This window comes from Pseudotenacibaculum haliotis (assembly GCF_042684245.1).
Lineage (GTDB): Bacteria > Bacteroidota > Bacteroidia > Flavobacteriales > Flavobacteriaceae > Polaribacter > Polaribacter haliotis_A.
The window spans coordinates 312,555-329,781 of record NZ_JBHULH010000001.1; the positions used below are offsets into that span (position 1 = coordinate 312,555).

Annotated in this window: 16 protein-coding genes; 3 read left to right on the plus strand and 13 right to left on the minus strand. The window is 35.9% G+C overall.

Annotation, left to right across the window (positions count from 1 at the left end; genetic code table 11):
- Window position 1: 1 nt before the first annotated feature.
- The 9 genes from ACFSRZ_RS01495 to ACFSRZ_RS01535 all read right to left on the minus strand — a co-directional run bounded on the left by ACFSRZ_RS01495 (window position 2) and on the right by ACFSRZ_RS01535 (window position 7,959).
- Window positions 2–1,039 carry an o-succinylbenzoate synthase gene (locus ACFSRZ_RS01495; RefSeq protein WP_379664747.1) on the minus strand — a complete coding sequence of 346 codons (1,038 nt, stop codon included), beginning with the start codon at window positions 1,037–1,039 and terminating at the stop codon, window positions 2–4.
- A complete protein-coding gene (locus tag ACFSRZ_RS01500) occupies window positions 1,040–1,567 on the minus strand; it encodes a GNAT family N-acetyltransferase (protein ID WP_379664748.1) in 528 nt (175 codons plus the stop codon). It abuts the gene before it with no gap.
- Window positions 1,568–1,571: 4 nt separating this feature from the next.
- Window positions 1,572–2,087 (minus strand): SRPBCC family protein, encoded by a 516-nt coding sequence (locus tag ACFSRZ_RS01505; protein ID WP_379664749.1) that lies wholly within the window; start codon window positions 2,085–2,087, stop codon window positions 1,572–1,574.
- Between the two features lie 26 nt (window positions 2,088–2,113).
- Window positions 2,114–3,013 (minus strand): 1,4-dihydroxy-2-naphthoate octaprenyltransferase, encoded by a 900-nt coding sequence (menA, locus tag ACFSRZ_RS01510; protein ID WP_379664750.1) that lies wholly within the window; start codon window positions 3,011–3,013, stop codon window positions 2,114–2,116.
- A 44-nt stretch (window positions 3,014–3,057) separates the two neighbouring features.
- Window positions 3,058–3,834, minus strand: coding sequence for a (Fe-S)-binding protein (locus tag ACFSRZ_RS01515; protein ID WP_379664751.1), 777 nt, complete (start codon window positions 3,832–3,834; stop codon window positions 3,058–3,060).
- A 12-nt stretch (window positions 3,835–3,846) separates the two neighbouring features.
- Entirely contained in the window at window positions 3,847–5,157 is a 1,311-nt protein-coding gene (locus ACFSRZ_RS01520; RefSeq protein ID WP_379664752.1) for a 4Fe-4S dicluster domain-containing protein, read from the minus strand.
- Window positions 5,158–5,175: 18 nt separating this feature from the next.
- Window positions 5,176–5,781 (minus strand): carboxymuconolactone decarboxylase family protein, encoded by a 606-nt coding sequence (locus ACFSRZ_RS01525; protein WP_379664753.1) that lies wholly within the window; start codon window positions 5,779–5,781, stop codon window positions 5,176–5,178.
- The gene (locus tag ACFSRZ_RS01530; RefSeq protein WP_379664754.1) at window positions 5,781–6,749 is read right to left on the minus strand and encodes an MlaD family protein; all 969 of its coding nucleotides are present in this window, start codon (window positions 6,747–6,749) and stop codon (window positions 5,781–5,783) included. The genes ACFSRZ_RS01525 and ACFSRZ_RS01530 overlap by 1 nt, the downstream gene beginning before the upstream one ends.
- 61 nt (window positions 6,750–6,810) lie before the next feature.
- Window positions 6,811–7,959, minus strand: coding sequence for an N-acetylmuramoyl-L-alanine amidase family protein (locus ACFSRZ_RS01535; protein WP_379665497.1), 1,149 nt, complete (start codon window positions 7,957–7,959; stop codon window positions 6,811–6,813).
- A 132-nt stretch (window positions 7,960–8,091) separates the two neighbouring features.
- Between ACFSRZ_RS01535 and ACFSRZ_RS01540 the strand changes: the two genes are divergently transcribed.
- Complete coding sequence (locus ACFSRZ_RS01540) at window positions 8,092–10,764, plus strand: putative LPS assembly protein LptD (RefSeq protein WP_379664755.1); 2,673 nt, start codon at window positions 8,092–8,094, stop codon at window positions 10,762–10,764.
- A gap of 11 nt (window positions 10,765–10,775) precedes the next feature.
- Window positions 10,776–11,156 carry a RidA family protein gene (locus ACFSRZ_RS01545; protein WP_379664756.1) on the plus strand — a complete coding sequence of 127 codons (381 nt, stop codon included), beginning with the start codon at window positions 10,776–10,778 and terminating at the stop codon, window positions 11,154–11,156.
- 46 nt (window positions 11,157–11,202) lie between these two features.
- On the opposite strand, the gene gap is transcribed toward ACFSRZ_RS01545, so the two are convergent.
- The 4 genes from gap to ACFSRZ_RS01565 form a co-directional block, all read right to left on the minus strand.
- Entirely contained in the window at window positions 11,203–12,195 is a 993-nt protein-coding gene (gap, locus tag ACFSRZ_RS01550) for a type I glyceraldehyde-3-phosphate dehydrogenase (RefSeq protein WP_379664757.1), read from the minus strand.
- Between the two features lie 17 nt (window positions 12,196–12,212).
- The gene (gene pfkA, locus ACFSRZ_RS01555; protein ID WP_379664758.1) at window positions 12,213–13,196 is read right to left on the minus strand and encodes a 6-phosphofructokinase; all 984 of its coding nucleotides are present in this window, start codon (window positions 13,194–13,196) and stop codon (window positions 12,213–12,215) included.
- Between the two features lie 114 nt (window positions 13,197–13,310).
- Window positions 13,311–14,393, minus strand: a complete 1,083-nt coding sequence (locus ACFSRZ_RS01560) for a phosphotransferase (protein WP_379664759.1) — start codon at window positions 14,391–14,393, stop codon at window positions 13,311–13,313.
- On the minus strand, window positions 14,374–15,300 hold the full coding sequence (locus ACFSRZ_RS01565; RefSeq protein WP_379664760.1) for a sugar phosphate nucleotidyltransferase: 927 nt from the start codon (window positions 15,298–15,300) through the stop codon (window positions 14,374–14,376). The genes ACFSRZ_RS01560 and ACFSRZ_RS01565 overlap by 20 nt, the downstream gene beginning before the upstream one ends.
- A gap of 70 nt (window positions 15,301–15,370) precedes the next feature.
- On the opposite strand from ACFSRZ_RS01565, the gene ACFSRZ_RS01570 reads away from it, so the two are divergent.
- Entirely contained in the window at window positions 15,371–17,167 is a 1,797-nt protein-coding gene (locus ACFSRZ_RS01570; protein ID WP_379664761.1) for a sodium:solute symporter family protein, read from the plus strand.
- The last annotated feature ends 60 nt before the right edge of the window (window positions 17,168–17,227 follow it).

The following is a 17,227-nucleotide window of genomic DNA, read 5'->3' on the forward strand; positions in this document are numbered from 1 at the left end:
ATTAGTCTAAATTAAATTTCCAATTCTTGGTTTTATTGTATTGTAAATATCCGTTTTTTACTTCTAACGGACTATCAAAATTGTTTGTAAATAAACTTCCGGTACCCAAACCTTGTGGCATTGGGTTTTGTAATGTGTAGGTCCACTGCGCTATGGCATTTAATCCTACATTACTTTCCAAGGCACTTGTGATCCACCACCCTATCTCGTTCTCATTTGCCAGATCAATCCACTCCTGGCTTCCTTTAAACCCTCCTACCAAACTTGGTTTTAGAATGATATACTGAGGATTTATTGTTAGTAGTGTTTCTTTCTTTTTTGTTACATCAAAAACTCCAATAAGCTCTTCATCCAAAGCAATAGGCAATGGTGTTTCTTCACACAATCTCGCCATTTCTTGCAACTGCCCTGCTTTGATTGGCTGCTCTATGGAATGTAATTGATATTGAGATAGTCTTTTTAATTTTTCTAAAGCTTCTTGTGGAGAAAAAGCTCCGTTTGCATCTACACGTAGTTCTATATCTTCTGCAGTAAACTCTTTACGAATGGATTTAAGCAAGCTCAATTCTGTTTCAAAATCTATAGCACCAATCTTCATTTTGATGCATTTGAAACCTTGTGCTAGTTTTTCTTTGATCTGAGATTTCATAAAATCCTCGCTTCCCATCCAGATCAAACCGTTGATATTGATTGCTTTTTCTGTAGTTGTAAAGACTGATGGAAATAAAGAAAATGGAGTTTCGCTACTTAGAGATAAGAAAGCTTGTTCTAATCCGAATTGAATGCTTGGAAATTCTCTTGTTTCTTGTAACAAAGCAGCTAATCCCAAATGAATATTCTGACATACCCACGCTATTTTATCTTCGTAATCGGGTCTGTCATCTACACTTAGTGTTCTTAGAATTCCACATTCGCCAATTCCTTTCTTCCCGTTTTCTTCTAAAAGGATGAACCACGTTTCTTTGGTTTTCAAGATTCCTCTTGAAGTCCCGCTAGGTCTTTTGAATTCTAATATGTATTTATGATAAGATGCTTTCATTTATATGAGTTCTTTTTGCATAACATCAAATTCAAAATGCTCTTTTCCGATCTGAAAATCGTGTTCTCCTACAACTTCAAATCCATTTTTCAGGTAAAAGCCTTTGGCTCTTTCATTTTGCTTCAGTACAGATAACCAAACAGTTTCTGATCCGTTTTCTTTTGCTGATGCTAAAAGTGTCTCTTGAAGCTCCAATCCTACTTTTTGAGATAAGAAATTTTTTAGTACATATATCTTCTGTAGCTGCGATAGGTTCTTTCCTGAAACAAATGGAGAGGGTGAGTTGAGTTTGAGTTTTGCATATCCTACTGCATGATCTTCATAAAACCCAAGCCAAAAAATATTGTTCTCTTTTTGAATACTGTCTGATATCTTTTCTACGGAAAAGGTACGATCAAAATATGAGAGTAAATCCTTAGGGTCTCTAAAATAATGTCCGAAGGTTTCTGCAAAGGTTATTTTTGCCAATGCCGAAATTGTTTCCGCATCTTCTATGGTAGCTATTTTTGTTTGAACTAAAGAGTTCACTTGACTATTGTTTTTCTGCAAAAGCTTTGAAATTTTGCAAATATCCTTCATCAATTCCCTTGAAGGTTCCTTTAAAATATGGGAATACACAACTGAGTATGTACGATTCTCCTTGATAAGTTACATCTAGTTTGATCTTTGTCTTACCTCCTTCGCTTGTAAAACTGTAATCGTTTGTTTTTAAAACGCTTTCCGAATCGACATAAAAAGTTACTTTCTCATTCTCTACATAGGCTAAAACCTTCTCTTTCATAGTTATTGTTTGCCCATTATTGTCTACAGTAATTCGGTATTCACTTCCGGTTACTCCCGGTTTTTCATTGATCACTTCAACTTTTTGAAACTCCGGAATCCATTCTTTGGTTTTAGATTGATCGTTGAACAATCTAAAAGTTTCTGAGATTGGTTTATTCACTTCTACTTCTAAGGAATAATTATTCTCTTTCACCACCAAACCTGTTCCAAAGAAGATAAGGGTTAAAACAACCAAAATGATTAAAATGACTTTTACAACTTTCATAAATTGAGATTAGTAAGAAATTAAAATTACAAAACTTGACCTATTCCAAAAAGGATCGCGAATAAAAAAGTGCTTAATGCAACCACTTTTAATTGACCATCTAGCAATGACTCGTCTTTGTTCTTAAGTACAAAAAAGATGTGCTTCATCAATGGGATATAGGCTATTAAAAAAAGAAACTGAATTGGCTTTTCATAATGCATAGAAACATAGGCTAAAGCAAATAGTAATGAAGCTCCAATTAAGTAATAATGATAGTATTTAGCGAATTCACTTCCAATCTTTACAACGATCGTATTCTTTCCTGCCTTCTCATCATTTACACGATCTCTCATGTTGTTCAAGTTTAATACGGCAGTACTTAACATCCCAATAGAAAATGCAGGTAAAAAGATTAAGAAACCTACTTCTTTTGTAAATAAAAAATGGCTTCCTACAACGCTTAACAGACCAAAGAATATAAACACAAAAATGTCTCCATACCCACTGTAGCCGTAAGCTGAACTTCCTACCGTGTATTTTATTGCGGCGGCTATAGAAGCTACTCCCAACAAAAAGAAAAGTACTGAATATGAGAAATTATCTTTTCCGAAAGCTAGGTAAATAAGATACAAAGCAACGATCAAAGTAATAATCGTTGTTACTACCATTGCTTGTTTCATTTGCTTTGGACTAATTGCTCCGGAGGCAACCATTCGTTCTTCTCCGGTTCTATATTTATCTGTTCCTTTGACACCATCACCGTAATCATTTGCAAAATTGGAAAGAACCTGAAACCCTATAGTGGTTAGCAAGGCTAGTATAAAAATACTCCAATCAAACATATCCTTAGACATGGCCAACAAACCTCCTACAATGATTCCTGATATGGAAAGGGGAAGTGTTCTTAGTCGTGCTGCTTTAACGTAGTGCTGTATCATAGACATAAAAAAAGGAAGATCGCTCTTCCTTATTCGTATAGAAGTATATTTTATAATTTTTCTGCTTCGGCAATAAGCTCAGCAATATCTTTTACTTGAATTTCTGCTTCCTTTTCGTGAAACTTCACACCATCCGTCATCATGGTATTACAGTACGGACAACCTGTAGCAATTACTTTAGGGTTGGTTGCTAAGGCATCTTTGGTTCTTAGTACATTGATATCCATATCTCCTTTTTCAGGTTCTTTGAACATCTGCGCTCCTCCGGCTCCACAACACAAAGCTCTGTTTTTGCTGCGTTTCATCTCTACCAAATTCACCCCCAATCTTCTGATCAGATCTCTTGGTGATTCATACTCATCATTGGCTCTTCCTAAATAGCAAGGGTCGTGAAAAGTTACTCGCTCTCCTCCCATTGAGCCTGATAGACTCAACCTTCCTTCATCTATCAGTTGCTTGATGTATTGTGTATGATGGTATACTTCGTATTTTCCTCCTAATCCCGGATATTCATTCTTTAAGGTATTGAACGAATGCGGATCGCAGGTTACAATCTTTTTTATTTCGTAAGCATTCAGGATCTCGATATTGGTCATGGCCTGCATTTGAAACAAGAATTCATTTCCTGCTCTTTTTGCAGCATCACCGGTAGAACTTTCTTCTGTTCCCAGCACAGCAAAATCTACATTGGCTTTGTGCAATATTTTTACAAAAGCTTTTGTGATCTTCTTTGCTCTATCGTCATAACTTCCTGCAGACCCAACCCAAAACAACACTTCCGGTTGTTTTCCTTGAGCCATCATTTCTGCCATTGTTGGTACGTTCATATCGCTTACTTTTTATTCGTCTTTCCAGTTTAATCTATCCATTGGACTGTACTGCCACATCGCTCCATTGTTCTCTACATTGGTCATCATCATATTCAACTCTTGTGGAGCTGCTGATTGTTCCATAACCAAATATCTTCTCATATCCATGATAATGGATAGCGGATCTATGTTTACCGGACATTCTTCTACACAGGCATTACAACTTGTACATGCCCATAATTCTTCTGGAGTTATATAATCATTCAACAACTGTTTCTGGTCGTCTTTAAACTCTCCGTTCTTGTCTATATTCTTCCCTACTTCTTCCAAACGATCACGAGTTTTCATCATGATTCCTCTTGGCGATAATTCTTTTCCTGTAAGGTTTGCCGGACAAGCTGATGTACAACGCCCGCACTCTGTACAGGTATATGCATTCAACAATTGTACACGGTTTAAATCCATGACATCACTAGCTCCAAATTTTTCCGGAACCTCTTCTTCTGCTCCTTCTGCCGGCATTGCATAAGGGTCTGCATCAGGATCCATCATCATTTTTACCTCGTTGGTTACAGATTCTAAATTTGTAAACTGACCTTTAGGGTTTAAGTTGGCGTAGTATGTATTTGGAAATGCCAAAAGGATATGCAAGTGCTTAGAATAGTATAGGTAATTTAAGAATACCAATATTCCCAGAATGTGAACCCACCAAGCTGATCTTTCGATCAAGTGAATGGTATCTACTGATAATCCGGAAAACCAAGGTGCTACAAATTGACTGATTGGGTTTCCAATTCCTGCTTCTTGAAACGATGGATCTGTAGCATTCATTACAATAAACAAACTCATCAACACCATTTCAAAATATAAAATGAAATTCCCATCATTCTTTGGCCATCCTTTCATTTCCTTGTTTAGAAAACGCTTCAATCGAATTACATTTCTTCTTAACCAGAAAACAATAACAGACACAAAAACTAGCAGAGCCAATACTTCAAATGTTCCGATAAGGAACCCGTATACCCCATCTCCTAAAAGAGGTTGAAAAACTCTGTGCGTTCCAAAAAGTCCATCGATGATAATCTCCAGCACTTCTATATTGATAATGATAAATCCAATATAAACAATGATGTGAAGGATTCCTGCAATGGGCCTGCTTACCATTTTTGATTGCCCTAAAGCTACTCTTGCCATGTTCTTCCATCGAGCAGATTTATTATCTGAGCGATCTACTTCTCTTCCTAACTTGATGTTTCTGATGAGTTTTCGAACATTCATCACAAAGAACCCAACTCCTGCAAGTAATGCAACTGCAAAAAGGATGTTCGATATGTAATCCATAGATTTGGTTTAGTTAATTTATTGATGATTCCAATTTGTTTCATCGCTAGAATCGTTTGGAGACAATCCTAATATATCTCCTTTTGTAGAAACTCCTAAGCCTAATACGGTTCTATTGGCATAATTGAAGTAACTCACAACCTGATTGATCTCTAAGATTTCTCCATCGGTCAAACCAGATTTACGCATTGCGATGACATCTTCTTCTGTTACTGATTTAGCATCCAAAGTTAGCTTTTCAGCGTACAGTATTCCTTGCACAAATTTATCGTTTAAAATGTTTAGAAACATTCTATTTAGCAGCGAGTTTCTAATCTCATCTGCTCTTTGATCATTGTCTAACAATCGTTTCAATCCTGCAAAATGATGCTCGATACAATACTCGCAATCATTCAACATACTTACAAACACTCCCAAAACTTCTAAATACCATTTGGGTAATGTATTATTGCTGTTGTGCAGTACATTTTTGTATAATGACATGTGACCTACCATGGTATGTGGTCTGAGACCGTGTACCATCATAATATTATCTACATTATGATTGGGTCCGGTAACTTTATCGTATAAACGCCTTAGTTTACCTTTGGATTCTTGGTAGGATATGAGTTTGATCCAACTCATTATTTTTTATTGGAAACGTTTTTCTTGTTATTCTCTTCGTTGTATGGCTTTGCTTTTTTACCAAATAAAGAGAAGTGTACAAAGCGTTTAGGGTTAAGTTTCATTTCTCTTAACAGCTCTTCCAGTTCTTTTGAAGCATTGGTAAGATTGACATACAAGGAATCGTTGGTCATTAATTTTCCAATTGTTCCCTTTCCTTCTTCCATCCCTGACAGTAAGCCATTTACATTGTCTAGAGTTCCTTTTAGGGTTCTAATGGTTAATCCCATATTGGCATTTACCAAGGTGTCTGATACTTTCGCAAAATTGTCTGTTACTCTTTTGGTGTTTTCCAATGTTACATCAATATCCAACCTACTAGAGTCTATCATTTTATTTAAAGAACTCAGTGTTTTGTTCATTGTAGAAGTCATATCCTCAAAACCGCGAATTGTTCTTTTGAAGCTACGGCGAGTTTTATCATCCAGAATGTCATTCAAAGCAATGAGAAGTGAATCTGCTTCAATGATTACTCTTTCTACTTTTGTCTTAAGAGGATTCAAGGATTGTCCAACTGAAGTAAATATATCAGACTCTACTTCTCCTTTCAAAAAATCGCCGGAAACTGCTAATTCGCCTTCATAACTAGGAATAATAGCTAAAGATTCTCCACCAATAATTCCTGTTGAATAGATTTTTACCACACTGTTTTTGGTAAATGGAAAATCGTTTTCAACCGCAATTTCCACAACCAACATTCCTTTTTTATCAGGATCTGTATTGAAGGTAATGTCCGAAACTCTACCCACCTGCAAACCATTGATGCTTACAGTACTTGCCTTATTTAATCCTCTAATATTATCGTATTCTATATAGAATGTTCGTGAGTTTGCCTCAAAAAGGTTTTGCCCTTTTAAGAAATTATATCCCCATACAAAAAGCGCGATGATCACAAGTGATACAATACCCGTTTTTACTTCTCTAGACATTTGTTCTTTTTTGTCTTACAATAATACTCATTTTTTTCCTCAGAAAACAGGAACTCTTCGCCTATTTCAAAGCTTCAGCCAAGGAGATTTTTTTCCCTTCTTTAAACGCTACAATAAACGCAGATTTGTATCCTTTCTTTTTTGCCTTCGCAAAAGATGCTTTGGTCTTTTGGTAATCATCTGAATGTCCGTAATAGTATTTGTAATACCTTCCTACTTTCACTCTTTCAACGTTTCTCAAGCCTTTAAAATTATAGGATTTGGTTTTAATCCTTTTCTTACTTGATGCAATCTGTATTTTAAACAGTATATCTCCTTCTTCCTTTGTTTCTTCTTTTTCTTCTACAACAACATCATCATCTTTTTTGTCATCATTCTTTACAACTACCGTATCAGTATCTGTTGAAATGGTATTCAATTTTAATTGATTAATATATTTCTTAATGGCTTTTGCAATAGCTTTTGCCATTTGTTGTTGTCCTTTTTTTGAATTTAGGTAGCGTCCTTCAGTTTTGTTGGTTAAGAACCCTAATTCTACCAAAACACTTGGCATATAGGTTTGGTGTAATACAATAAAACCTGCTTGTTTTACTCCTCTGTCTTTTCTTTTTAAGCTTCCTCTAAAATTCTTTTGAACACTATGTGCTAATGCAAGACTCTTGTCTAAGTTTTCTTCTTGCATTAGGGTTAGTCCCAAAACTGATTCTGCAGAATTAGGATCAAAGCCCTTATAGCGTTCTTTATAGTTATCTTCTAATAAGATTACAGCATTTTCTTTTTTAGCTACTTCAAAATTCTGCTTATTAGCATGTAAACCTAACACAAAGGTCTCTGTTCCGTAAGCATTTGATGTATGCGCATTACAATGAACAGAAACAAATAAGTCTGCTTTGGCTTTGTTGGCAATCTCCCCTCTTTTCCATAAATCGATAAATACATCTTTGGTTCTTGTGTACTTTACATCGATTGATTTTTCGTTTGCCAATTCTTTACCAATTGCCAAAACTACTTTTAAGGCAATATTCTTCTCTCTATAACCGTTTCCTACATTGCCTGGTTCATGCCCACCATGACCGGCATCTAACATCACAACAAACTTTTGTTTTTGTGCAAATGTTTCGTTGGGAAACAAGAAAAGTGAGAAAATGAAAATAAATACCAATACCTTGTGTAAGTTGGTACTAAATTTGTGGTTTTGTAAGGATTCTATCAACAAAATTTAACTAATTTTGGCGTTTCAAATTTGGTGCTTCAATTATTGAGCCATATTTTTACCCAGACACAAAAATAGCATATTAAAATATTGCAATCAAATCTGTCATACATACTGCTATTCTTGCTCTTGTTTTGCTCACTACATGTAACATCGCAAGATATAAAACCGAAAGGAAAAAAGATTCCTGTAGTTCGTAAGGATACACTTCCAAAAATAAAAAAGGATAGCACTAAGCTAATCAAAAACGATAGTTTACTTCTCAAGAAAATAGATACCGTAATAAAAGACACTATAAAACCTAAAGAGGTTATTACTGATATTATTACTGATTTTGCGAAGGATTACAAGTTTTTAGATAAGAAGAAAAAAACAGTAACGCTGTACAACGAAGCGCGTGTAAAGTATACAGATATTGACTTACAGGCCGGAATTATTATTATCGATTACCTGAACAATACAATCTTTGCGAAGGGTATTAAAGACAGTACTGGATACAAACAACGTCCTATTTTTAAGCAAGGAGGGCAAGAATCTGAACAAGATTCGATGTTGTATAATTTTAAAACCAAAAAGGCAATTATTTACGGGATCAAAACCACACAAGATCCGGGTGTAATTGTTTTGGGAGAGAAAGCAAAACGGGTGAACGATTCTACGATCTTTATGCGTAATATCCGTTTTACGACTTCCGACAAAGAGAATCCTGATTATTATATTGGTGTAAACAAGGCTAAAGTTGTTCCTAAAAAGAAGATTGTAGCCGGATTTAGCAACTTGGTTATTGCTGATGTTCCCACTCCTGTATTTTTACCTTTTGCTTATTTTCCTCTTGGACAAAAACGAACTTCCGGATTTATTATCCCCTCTTGGAGTTCCAGTACCAGTAGAGGACTGTTCTTACAAAATGGAGGGTATTACTTTGCCATTAACGATTATGTAGATCTTGAACTTCTGGGAGATGTATATTCCAATGGTAGTTGGGGGCTTCGGACCAACTCACAATACTATGTTCGTTACAAGTTTTCTGGAAATCTGAATCTGAGTTTTGAAAAGATCATAGAAAGTACTCGTGGGTTTGATGATTTTTCTGAAGCAACAAACTTTAATTTTAGGTGGAGTCATCGACAAGATCCGAAATCTAATCCTACTTCCAATTTTAGTGCTCAAGTAAATATTGGTAGTAGTCAATACTTTAGACAATCGTTGAATGAATTTAACAATTCGAATTTCTTATCGAATACCTTTAACTCTTCGATCTCCTATCAGAAGACCTTTGTAGGAACTCCGTTCAATTTAAGTTTGACAGCTACACACTCACAGAATACAAACACAGAGCTTGTTTCTATGACCTTACCTACATTACAGGTAAACATGAACAGGATCTATCCGTTTGCTGGTAAAGGAGGAATTAAAAAGAATCCTCTTCAAAACATCGGCCTTACGTATAATTTGCAAGGGCAATACCAAATAAATACAACAGAGGAAGATTTCTTTACTTCTAAGATGTTTGAAACTGCCAGATCCGGTGTGCAGCACAGAACTGACGCCAGCACTAATATTACCTTACTAAATTATTTTACCTTATCTCCTAGCATTAATTATAGAGAGGTATGGAACTTTCAAACGGCTAATAAAACTTTTGACCCTACAGCTCAAAATTCAGATGGTTCTTTTGGTGCGGTTGTTACAGATACGATTAGAGGGTTTAGAAGTTTTAGAGAATACAGTACAAGTTTAAACTTATCGACCAATATCTACGGAACTTTTAACTTTAAGAGAGGTCGATTAAAAGCAATCCGACATACGATCCGTCCTTCTGTTTCTTTTACTTACAGACCGGATTTTGCGGATAGATACAACATGCAAGTTGCGCAAAGTTCTGATCCCACAGATCTTATTACCTATTCTCCTTTTGGAGATGGAACAAGTTTATACGGAACACCTAGTGCCGGGTTGAGTAGTTCTATTGGAATCTCTATTAACAACGTTCTGGAAGCCAAAGTTGCCCCCAAGGACCCCGATAGTGATGAAGAGGATCGGAAGATCACTATTTTAAACAATTTAAATTTTCAAACCGCCTATAATATTGCTGCTGACAGTTTACGCTGGTCGCCGGTAAACATGACTGCGGGTACACGTCTCTTTAAAGACAAGCTTGCTGTGAATTTTAATGCTGTATTCGATCCATATCAAGTTGATGATTCCGGAAACCGAATCAATAAATTCAACAAAGGATTACTGCGTATGACTTCTGCCAATGTAACGGCAAATTATTCGCTCTCAAGCAAGGATTTTAGTGGTGAAGCTGACGATACACAAAACAACAACTCAGGAAATGGGAATCAAAATACTCCTGATGTTTTAGGAAGAAATATAGATCCTACCAATAGATTTGCATCTACTCCTAGTAGTAGTCAAAACAACAGAACTGAAGAAAAAGAAACAGAGTTATACCGAGCAACGATTCCGTGGACATTAAACTTAGCGTATTCTGCATTTTACTCAAATGATGGAGTAACTCCGGGTAAGATTAGAACACACTCATTGATGTTTGGTGGAGATCTTGAACTAACTCCAAAATGGAAAGTTGGGTTTTCTTCCGGATATGATATCTTTAATGGCGGATTCTCTTTTACTCGATTGAACTTCTCGAGAGATTTGGATAGTTGGCGATTGAACTTTAACTGGGTACCATTTGGAGTTAATCAATCGTACACCTTCTTTATTGGGGTGAAATCTTCTGTATTAAGCGACTTGAAATACGATAAAAACAGACCTCCGAACAGAGTTTTGTTCTAATATAAATCATCATGAAAAAAATCATTCAAACACCAAACGCACCTGCACCTATAGGGCCTTACAATCAGGCTGTTCTATCGGGCAACACTTTATACACTTCCGGACAGATTGCTATCAACCCGGAAACCGGAGAGTTACAATTGGGATCTATTCAAGAAGAAACTCAGCTAGTTATGGAAAATATGAAAGCTGTTTTAAAAGCTGCGGATATGACTTTTGAAAATGTAGTAAAAACTTCTATTTTCATTTCAGACATGAACAACTTTGCTGAGATCAATAAAGTATATGGTTCTTATTTTAATGAAGATACCGCTCCGGCAAGAGAGACTGTAGAAGTCGCCAATCTTCCAAAATTTGTTAATGTAGAGATCAGTATGATCGCTGTAAAATAAAAAAAGCCCTCAATTGAGGGCTTTTCTTTTTTGTAATTGTATTGTTTTATAAGGATGCTGAATGCTCTAGTAAATCTACGATCTTAGTAGCATATCCATACTCATTATCATACCAAGAGATCACTTTAAAGAAGTTCTCATTTAATGATAAACTAGCTTTGGCATCAATGGTAGAAGTGTTGGTTTCAGAAACAAAATCCTGAGAGACTACTTCTTCTTCTGTATATCCTAAGATTCCTTTTAATTCTCCTTCTGAAGCTTCTTTTAAGGCTCCTAAAACATCTTCTAGAGAAGCAGGCTTTTCTGTTCTGAAAGTTAAGTCTACTAAAGAAACATCTGCTACAGGAACTCTTACTGCCATTCCTGTTAATCTTCCTTCTAATTCCGGAATTACTTTTGTTACAGCTTTTGCTGCTCCGGTAGTTGCAGGAATGATGTTGTTTAAAACAGAACGACCTCTTCTTCTTGCTTTGTTTGGACTATCTACTACTCCTTGTCCTGAAGTTGCAGCATGAACAGTAGTCATTAACCCTTCTACCAATCCAAACTTTTCGTGAATTACTTTTGCAATCGGTGCTAAACAGTTTGTGGTACATGAAGCATTTGAAAAAACAGTTTCTTCTGCTGTTAATTCATGATGATTTACTCCCATTACAAACATCTTTGCATCTTTAGATGGAGCTGAAATAATTACTTTCTTCGCACCTCCTTTGATGTGTGTTCCGGCAGTTTCTTGAGTTAAGAAGAAACCTGTTGATTCAATAATATATTCTGCTCCAACAGCATCCCATTGTAAATTCTCAGGGTTTCTTTCTGCTGTAACTCTAATGGTTTGCCCGTTTACAACTAACTGACCATCTTTTACCTCTACTTCACCGTCAAACTTTCCATGAACTGAATCATGAACTAATAAATACGCCAAATAATCTACATCTAAAAGATCATTAATGGCTACTACCTGCATATTCTCTCTACTCATTGCAGACCTGAAAGCTAATCTACCGATTCTTCCAAATCCGTTAATTCCAATTTTAATCATTTCTAAAATTTAAGTGTTTATGTGGTCATTATATCTGAAACCCTAAGTAGTTCTCTGTTGATTTCATGACCTCCTTTTATTGCTTTTTCCAGATCAGTTGAGGCTACTTCATTATCTTTTAGCCCTACCATAAGGTTGGTTTTACCATCCAATAACAACTCAACTGCTTTTACTCCCAATCTACTGGCAAGAACTCTATCAAAACACGAGGGCGCGCCTCCTCTTTGCATGTGTCCTAATACAGATACTCTTACCTCATATTCGGGTAAATTTTCTTCTACATAGTTTGCTAATTCGTATACATTTTTCCCGGAACGATCTCCTTCAGCCACTACAACGATGCTCGAAGATTTTCCTGTTCTTCTACTCTTCTTTAAAGATTCTAACATACGTTCTAACCCTAAGTCTTCTTCCGGAATTAAAATCTCTTCTGCTCCTGCTCCTACTCCTGCATTTAAGGCGATAAAACCTGCATCTCTTCCCATCACCTCAACAAAGAATAATCTGTTGTGAGAAGATGCTGTATCTCTGATCTTATCGATAGCTTCTACTGCGGTATTCAAAGCTGTATCATATCCTAGAGTATGTGAGGTTCCATAGATATCATTGTCTATAGTTCCCGGTATTCCAATGATTGGAAAATTGTATTCTTTATTAAATACAACTCCTCCTGTAAAGGATCCGTCTCCTCCAATAACCACCAAAGCATCAATCTTGTGTTCTATAAGGTTTTCATGTGCCTTTTTTCTTCCTTCCGGAGTTCTGAATTCTTGAGATCTTGCTGATTTTAAGATCGTACCTCCTTTATTAATGATATTATTAACGCTTCTAGCGGTTAGAGACACAAAATCTCCTTCTATCATTCCTTGGTAACCTCTGTAAATTCCTATACATTCTGTTCTGTAATACGCACAAGTTCTCACTACCGAACGTATTGCTGCATTCATTCCCGGAGAATCTCCTCCAGAGGTCATTACTGCTATTTTCTTAACTTTTCCCATAATATTCCAAGTGTAAAATTACTCAATATCGTTCACTTTGAGTAAAAAAAAAACGAAATCGATTTCGATAGTATTCAATCTTTAACCCCTATCGTTACGGGCTTCTAATGAGTTTTACGCGCGTAAATCTTGTATAAAACCGTCTATTTCTGCTGATTTTTTTTGTGCATCTACGAATAACTTCATTTGGTTTTCTGCTCTCTCCAGATTATGAGTCTTATGGGTTACTTTGTAATAAACATCTCCACAAAGATAATCTGTCAAAAAACGCAGTCCCATGATAAAAATCATCTCAAATATACTGCCAGATAAGTATTGTGCTTCTTTTGAAGTCATGCTTCCGCGAAGCCCTTGGAAGAAACCTTGGGTGTAGGCTTTGAAAAAAGAAAGGTTGAAGCTTACCTTATTTAGGTCTTTTTCATCTTCATTTGCATTGTTGCAAATTGTTCTGATCGCGTCTCCATAATCATAATGAAGAATTCCTTCCATAACGGTATCAGTATCGATCATACAGATTCCCTCATCATCTTCTGCAAATAATATATTAGACATCTTAGTGTCTGAATGTGTTACTCTTAAAGCAAGGTCTTTTTGCTCTATAGCTTTCTCTAAGCTATACATCATCTGTTTTGTACTTTCGTAAAAAGCGATGGTATTTTGTGCTTGTTCTAGACGATCTGCGTTTGCATTTTGGAGAGCTTTTTCAAAATTCTTCACTCGAAAAGACATCGTATGAAAATTTGAAAATATAGGCGTGAGCTTCTTACTATCGAAGTTTCGAGTATCATATAGAAAGCTACCCGTTATTCTTCCTGCTTCAGAAGCTACTCTTTCGTTTGGAGTTTTTGTGTATGTTTTGGATCCTTCTATGTAATGAGAAAGGTTCCAAAAATCCTCTTTATCGTCTTTATAATAGTTTTCTCCCTTCTTAGTTTGTACAAAACTTAGTGTATTGGAGGTGTTATTCTGTTCTTGCTCTAATAAAAACTTACTGATCTTAGCTTTGTTATTGATCAACTCGGCTCCGTCCTTAAACACAAATCCGTTGATTTTTTGTAAGATATAGCTCGCCTTTTCAGTGGTTATTTTATAGGTATCATTGATATGCCCAGAAGTAAGTTTCAGATAGGAAACAACAGTTCCCTCAACATTAAAATGCTCCAGAATGTAATTCAGTCTATCCTTTAATGAACTCATTTTGTAAAGTGATTCTTTCAGGGTAATGTCCTAACGACTGCAATCTTTTTATTTCTGAAACAACATGAGGTTTATCTTCTTTGTAGGTTACTCCCATCCAATCAGCATCTGTAGTATGTACTTTTATCGTTGCTGTATTGGTTTTTATTAGTTTATTGATAACCAACGGCAGGAAGTATTCTGCTTTTTCGCTCAGATAGTTTTCTTCTAAAAATTCGTTTAACTGTTCTTCAAGTTTTTGAAATACTTTTGGTGTGAATCCCCAAATATTCATCGAAACAACAGTATTAGGTGATAATTCAACTTCTGATGCTTCCTGTTGATAAAAAATTTTGTCTCCCTTCTTTTCTATATGGGTTCTTTCGGTAATTCCTTCTAAATACTGATCGTCTCCTGTAATGCATTCTCCTCTAGATACACTTCCAAAATCAGATAATGTATTTTTCAACAGGTAACCTACCATTGAAAACTCATAACTATCTTCATCTGCTTCTAGAAGAGCATTTCGCATCATCTTAAACGCATTTCTTCCATAAAAATCATCGGCATTGATCACACAAAAATTCTCTTGCACAACATCTTTTACCATCAAAACGGCATGAGCTGTTCCCCAAGGTTTTGTTCGTTGGTTTTCTAAAAACTTTTCCGGAATCTTATAGAGCTCTTGACAAACATAGTCTACTTCTACTTTTCCTTCCAATCTTGGATCAAAGACTGCTTTTACATCTTCTAAAATTGCTTCTCTTACAATAAATACGATCTTTCTAAAACCTGCTAAATAAGCATCATAAATAGAAAAATCTACGATGGTTTCTCCATAACTTCCTACAGCATCTATTTGCTTTGTAGAGCCATATCTACTGCCCATTCCGGCAGCCAAGACAACTAATGTGGTTTCTTTCTTCATAATTCTGATAATGTCGACAAGATAATTCAATTTGAATTAGTATTTTGCTCTTTTTTTTAAATCTTTTCACATGGAAATCGCTACTATTGATTACGTTTTTATATTCTCATTCTTCGCTATTACATTGAGTATTGGGATTTTAGTGTCACGTAAATCAAAGCAAAGTACTTCTGAATACTTTCTATCTGGACGTAATATGCCATGGTGGTTATTAGGAGTATCTATGGTAGCCACTACTTTTTCTACAGATACTCCCAATTTGGTAACAGATATTGTGAGGACAAATGGAGTTTCCGGTAACTGGGTTTGGTGGGCTTTTCTTTTAACAGGAATGGTAACCGTTTTTATATATGCCAAACTTTGGCGAAAGAGTAAAGTAACCACAGATCTAGAGTTCTACGAACTCCGATATGGTGGGAAACCTGCTAAATTTCTACGAAACTTTAGAGCTATTTATCTAGGGCTTTTCTTTAATGTTTTGGCAATGGCAGGGGTTACATTGGCAGCTATAAAAATTGGAGAGGTAATGTTAGGTTTAACTCCATTACAAACTGTAGGGATTGCTTCGGTTATTACCGTAATTTTTAGTGCTATTGGAGGGTTTAAAGGTGTGGTATATACGGACTTCTTATTATTCTTTGTAGCGATGATTGGAGCTATTGGAGCTGCAGTTGTATCTGTAAATCATCCTGATGTAAATGGATTAGGTAATTTATTATCGCATCCTGATGTAGCGGACAAGCTTTCCATTTTACCTGATTTTAGCAATAAAGAACTTTTAATATCTGTTTTCATTATTCCGTTAGCAGTACAATGGTGGAGCGCTTGGTATCCAGGAGCTGAACCGGGAGGTGGAGGATATATTGCACAAAGAATGTTGGCTTCTAAAAATGCAAATCATGCAATTGGAGCAACTTTCTTTTTCAACCTTTTACATTATGCTTTACGCCCTTGGCCATGGATCTTAGTAGCTTTAGCTTCGATAATAGTTTTTCCTGACTTGGCAAGTATACAAGAGGCGTTTCCTAATATTTCTCAAGATAAATTGGGGCACGACCTTGCTTATCCTGCTATGCTTACCTTCTTACCTCATGGTTTGTTAGGAATTGTACTAACTTCATTAATTGCTGCTTATATGAGTACTATTTCTACGCATTTAAACTGGGGTGCTTCGTATATTGTTAATGATTTTTATAAGCAGTCTGTAGACAAAAATGCTTCTGAAAAAACATTGGTTAGAGTAGGAAAGTTAGCCACAGTTGTACTGATGGTTTTAAGTGCTCTCTTAGCACTATCGTTTACCAATGCATTAGAAATTTTTGAATTTATCTTGATGTTTGGAGCAGGTTCCGGGTTGATATTTATCTTACGTTGGTTTTGGTGGAGAATTAATGCTTGGAGTGAAATCTCTGCTATGGTTGCTTCGGGAATTTTCTCTTTACTATTTAAATTTAAAGGTGATCTATTCTTTGGAGCAGAAGCTTGGTTTCCGGAGTACATGAAATTCCCAATGGTAGTGCTGCTTACTTCTATTGTTTGGATACTCGTCACTTATGCAACCAAAGCAGAAGACGACAAAGTCTTATTAGATTTTTATAAAAAGATCAGACCTTTTAATACAGGGTGGAAGCAGTTTTTAAAGACTCAAAACACCATCGACGATTTAGAACCTGATCAAACTCCTTCAAATTTCACTGCAAGTTTATTATCTGTATTTGTTGGTTGTATCTTAATTTTTAGCGGTCTTTTCGCTACGGGTAATTGGATCTATGGAAAAACTACTTTGGCTATCGGCTTAACTGCTTTGTCTATTGTTTGCGTATTCATAATCATACGTTTGTGGAAAGAGGTTAGACAAACAATCTAGCAATCATCTTGCTAAGTAGTGAGTCCTCGATCTACAAAAGTTTCAACGATTTGAGTAAGA

Coding starts and splice junctions, on each gene's coding strand:
- menA (WP_379664750.1), bottom strand. CDS start 3,013: ATGTCTATGATACAGCACTACGTTAAAGCAGCACGACTAAGAACACTT.
- ACFSRZ_RS01560 (WP_379664759.1), bottom strand. CDS start 14,393: ATGAGTTCATTAAAGGATAGACTGAATTACATTCTGGAGCATTTTAAT.
- ACFSRZ_RS01565 (WP_379664760.1), bottom strand. CDS start 15,300: ATGAAGAAAGAAACCACATTAGTTGTCTTGGCTGCCGGAATGGGCAGT.
- ACFSRZ_RS01570 (WP_379664761.1), top strand. CDS start 15,371: ATGGAAATCGCTACTATTGATTACGTTTTTATATTCTCATTCTTCGCT.
- ACFSRZ_RS01530 (WP_379664754.1), bottom strand. CDS start 6,749: ATGTCTAGAGAAGTAAAAACGGGTATTGTATCACTTGTGATCATCGCG.
- ACFSRZ_RS01495 (WP_379664747.1), bottom strand. CDS start 1,039: ATGAAAGCATCTTATCATAAATACATATTAGAATTCAAAAGACCTAGC.
- gap (WP_379664757.1), bottom strand. CDS start 12,195: ATGATTAAAATTGGAATTAACGGATTTGGAAGAATCGGTAGATTAGCT.
- ACFSRZ_RS01545 (WP_379664756.1), top strand. CDS start 10,776: ATGAAAAAAATCATTCAAACACCAAACGCACCTGCACCTATAGGGCCT.
- ACFSRZ_RS01515 (WP_379664751.1), bottom strand. CDS start 3,834: ATGAACGTACCAACAATGGCAGAAATGATGGCTCAAGGAAAACAACCG.
- ACFSRZ_RS01505 (WP_379664749.1), bottom strand. CDS start 2,087: ATGAAAGTTGTAAAAGTCATTTTAATCATTTTGGTTGTTTTAACCCTT.
- ACFSRZ_RS01525 (WP_379664753.1), bottom strand. CDS start 5,781: ATGAGTTGGATCAAACTCATATCCTACCAAGAATCCAAAGGTAAACTA.
- ACFSRZ_RS01520 (WP_379664752.1), bottom strand. CDS start 5,157: ATGGATTACATATCGAACATCCTTTTTGCAGTTGCATTACTTGCAGGA.
- pfkA (WP_379664758.1), bottom strand. CDS start 13,196: ATGGGAAAAGTTAAGAAAATAGCAGTAATGACCTCTGGAGGAGATTCT.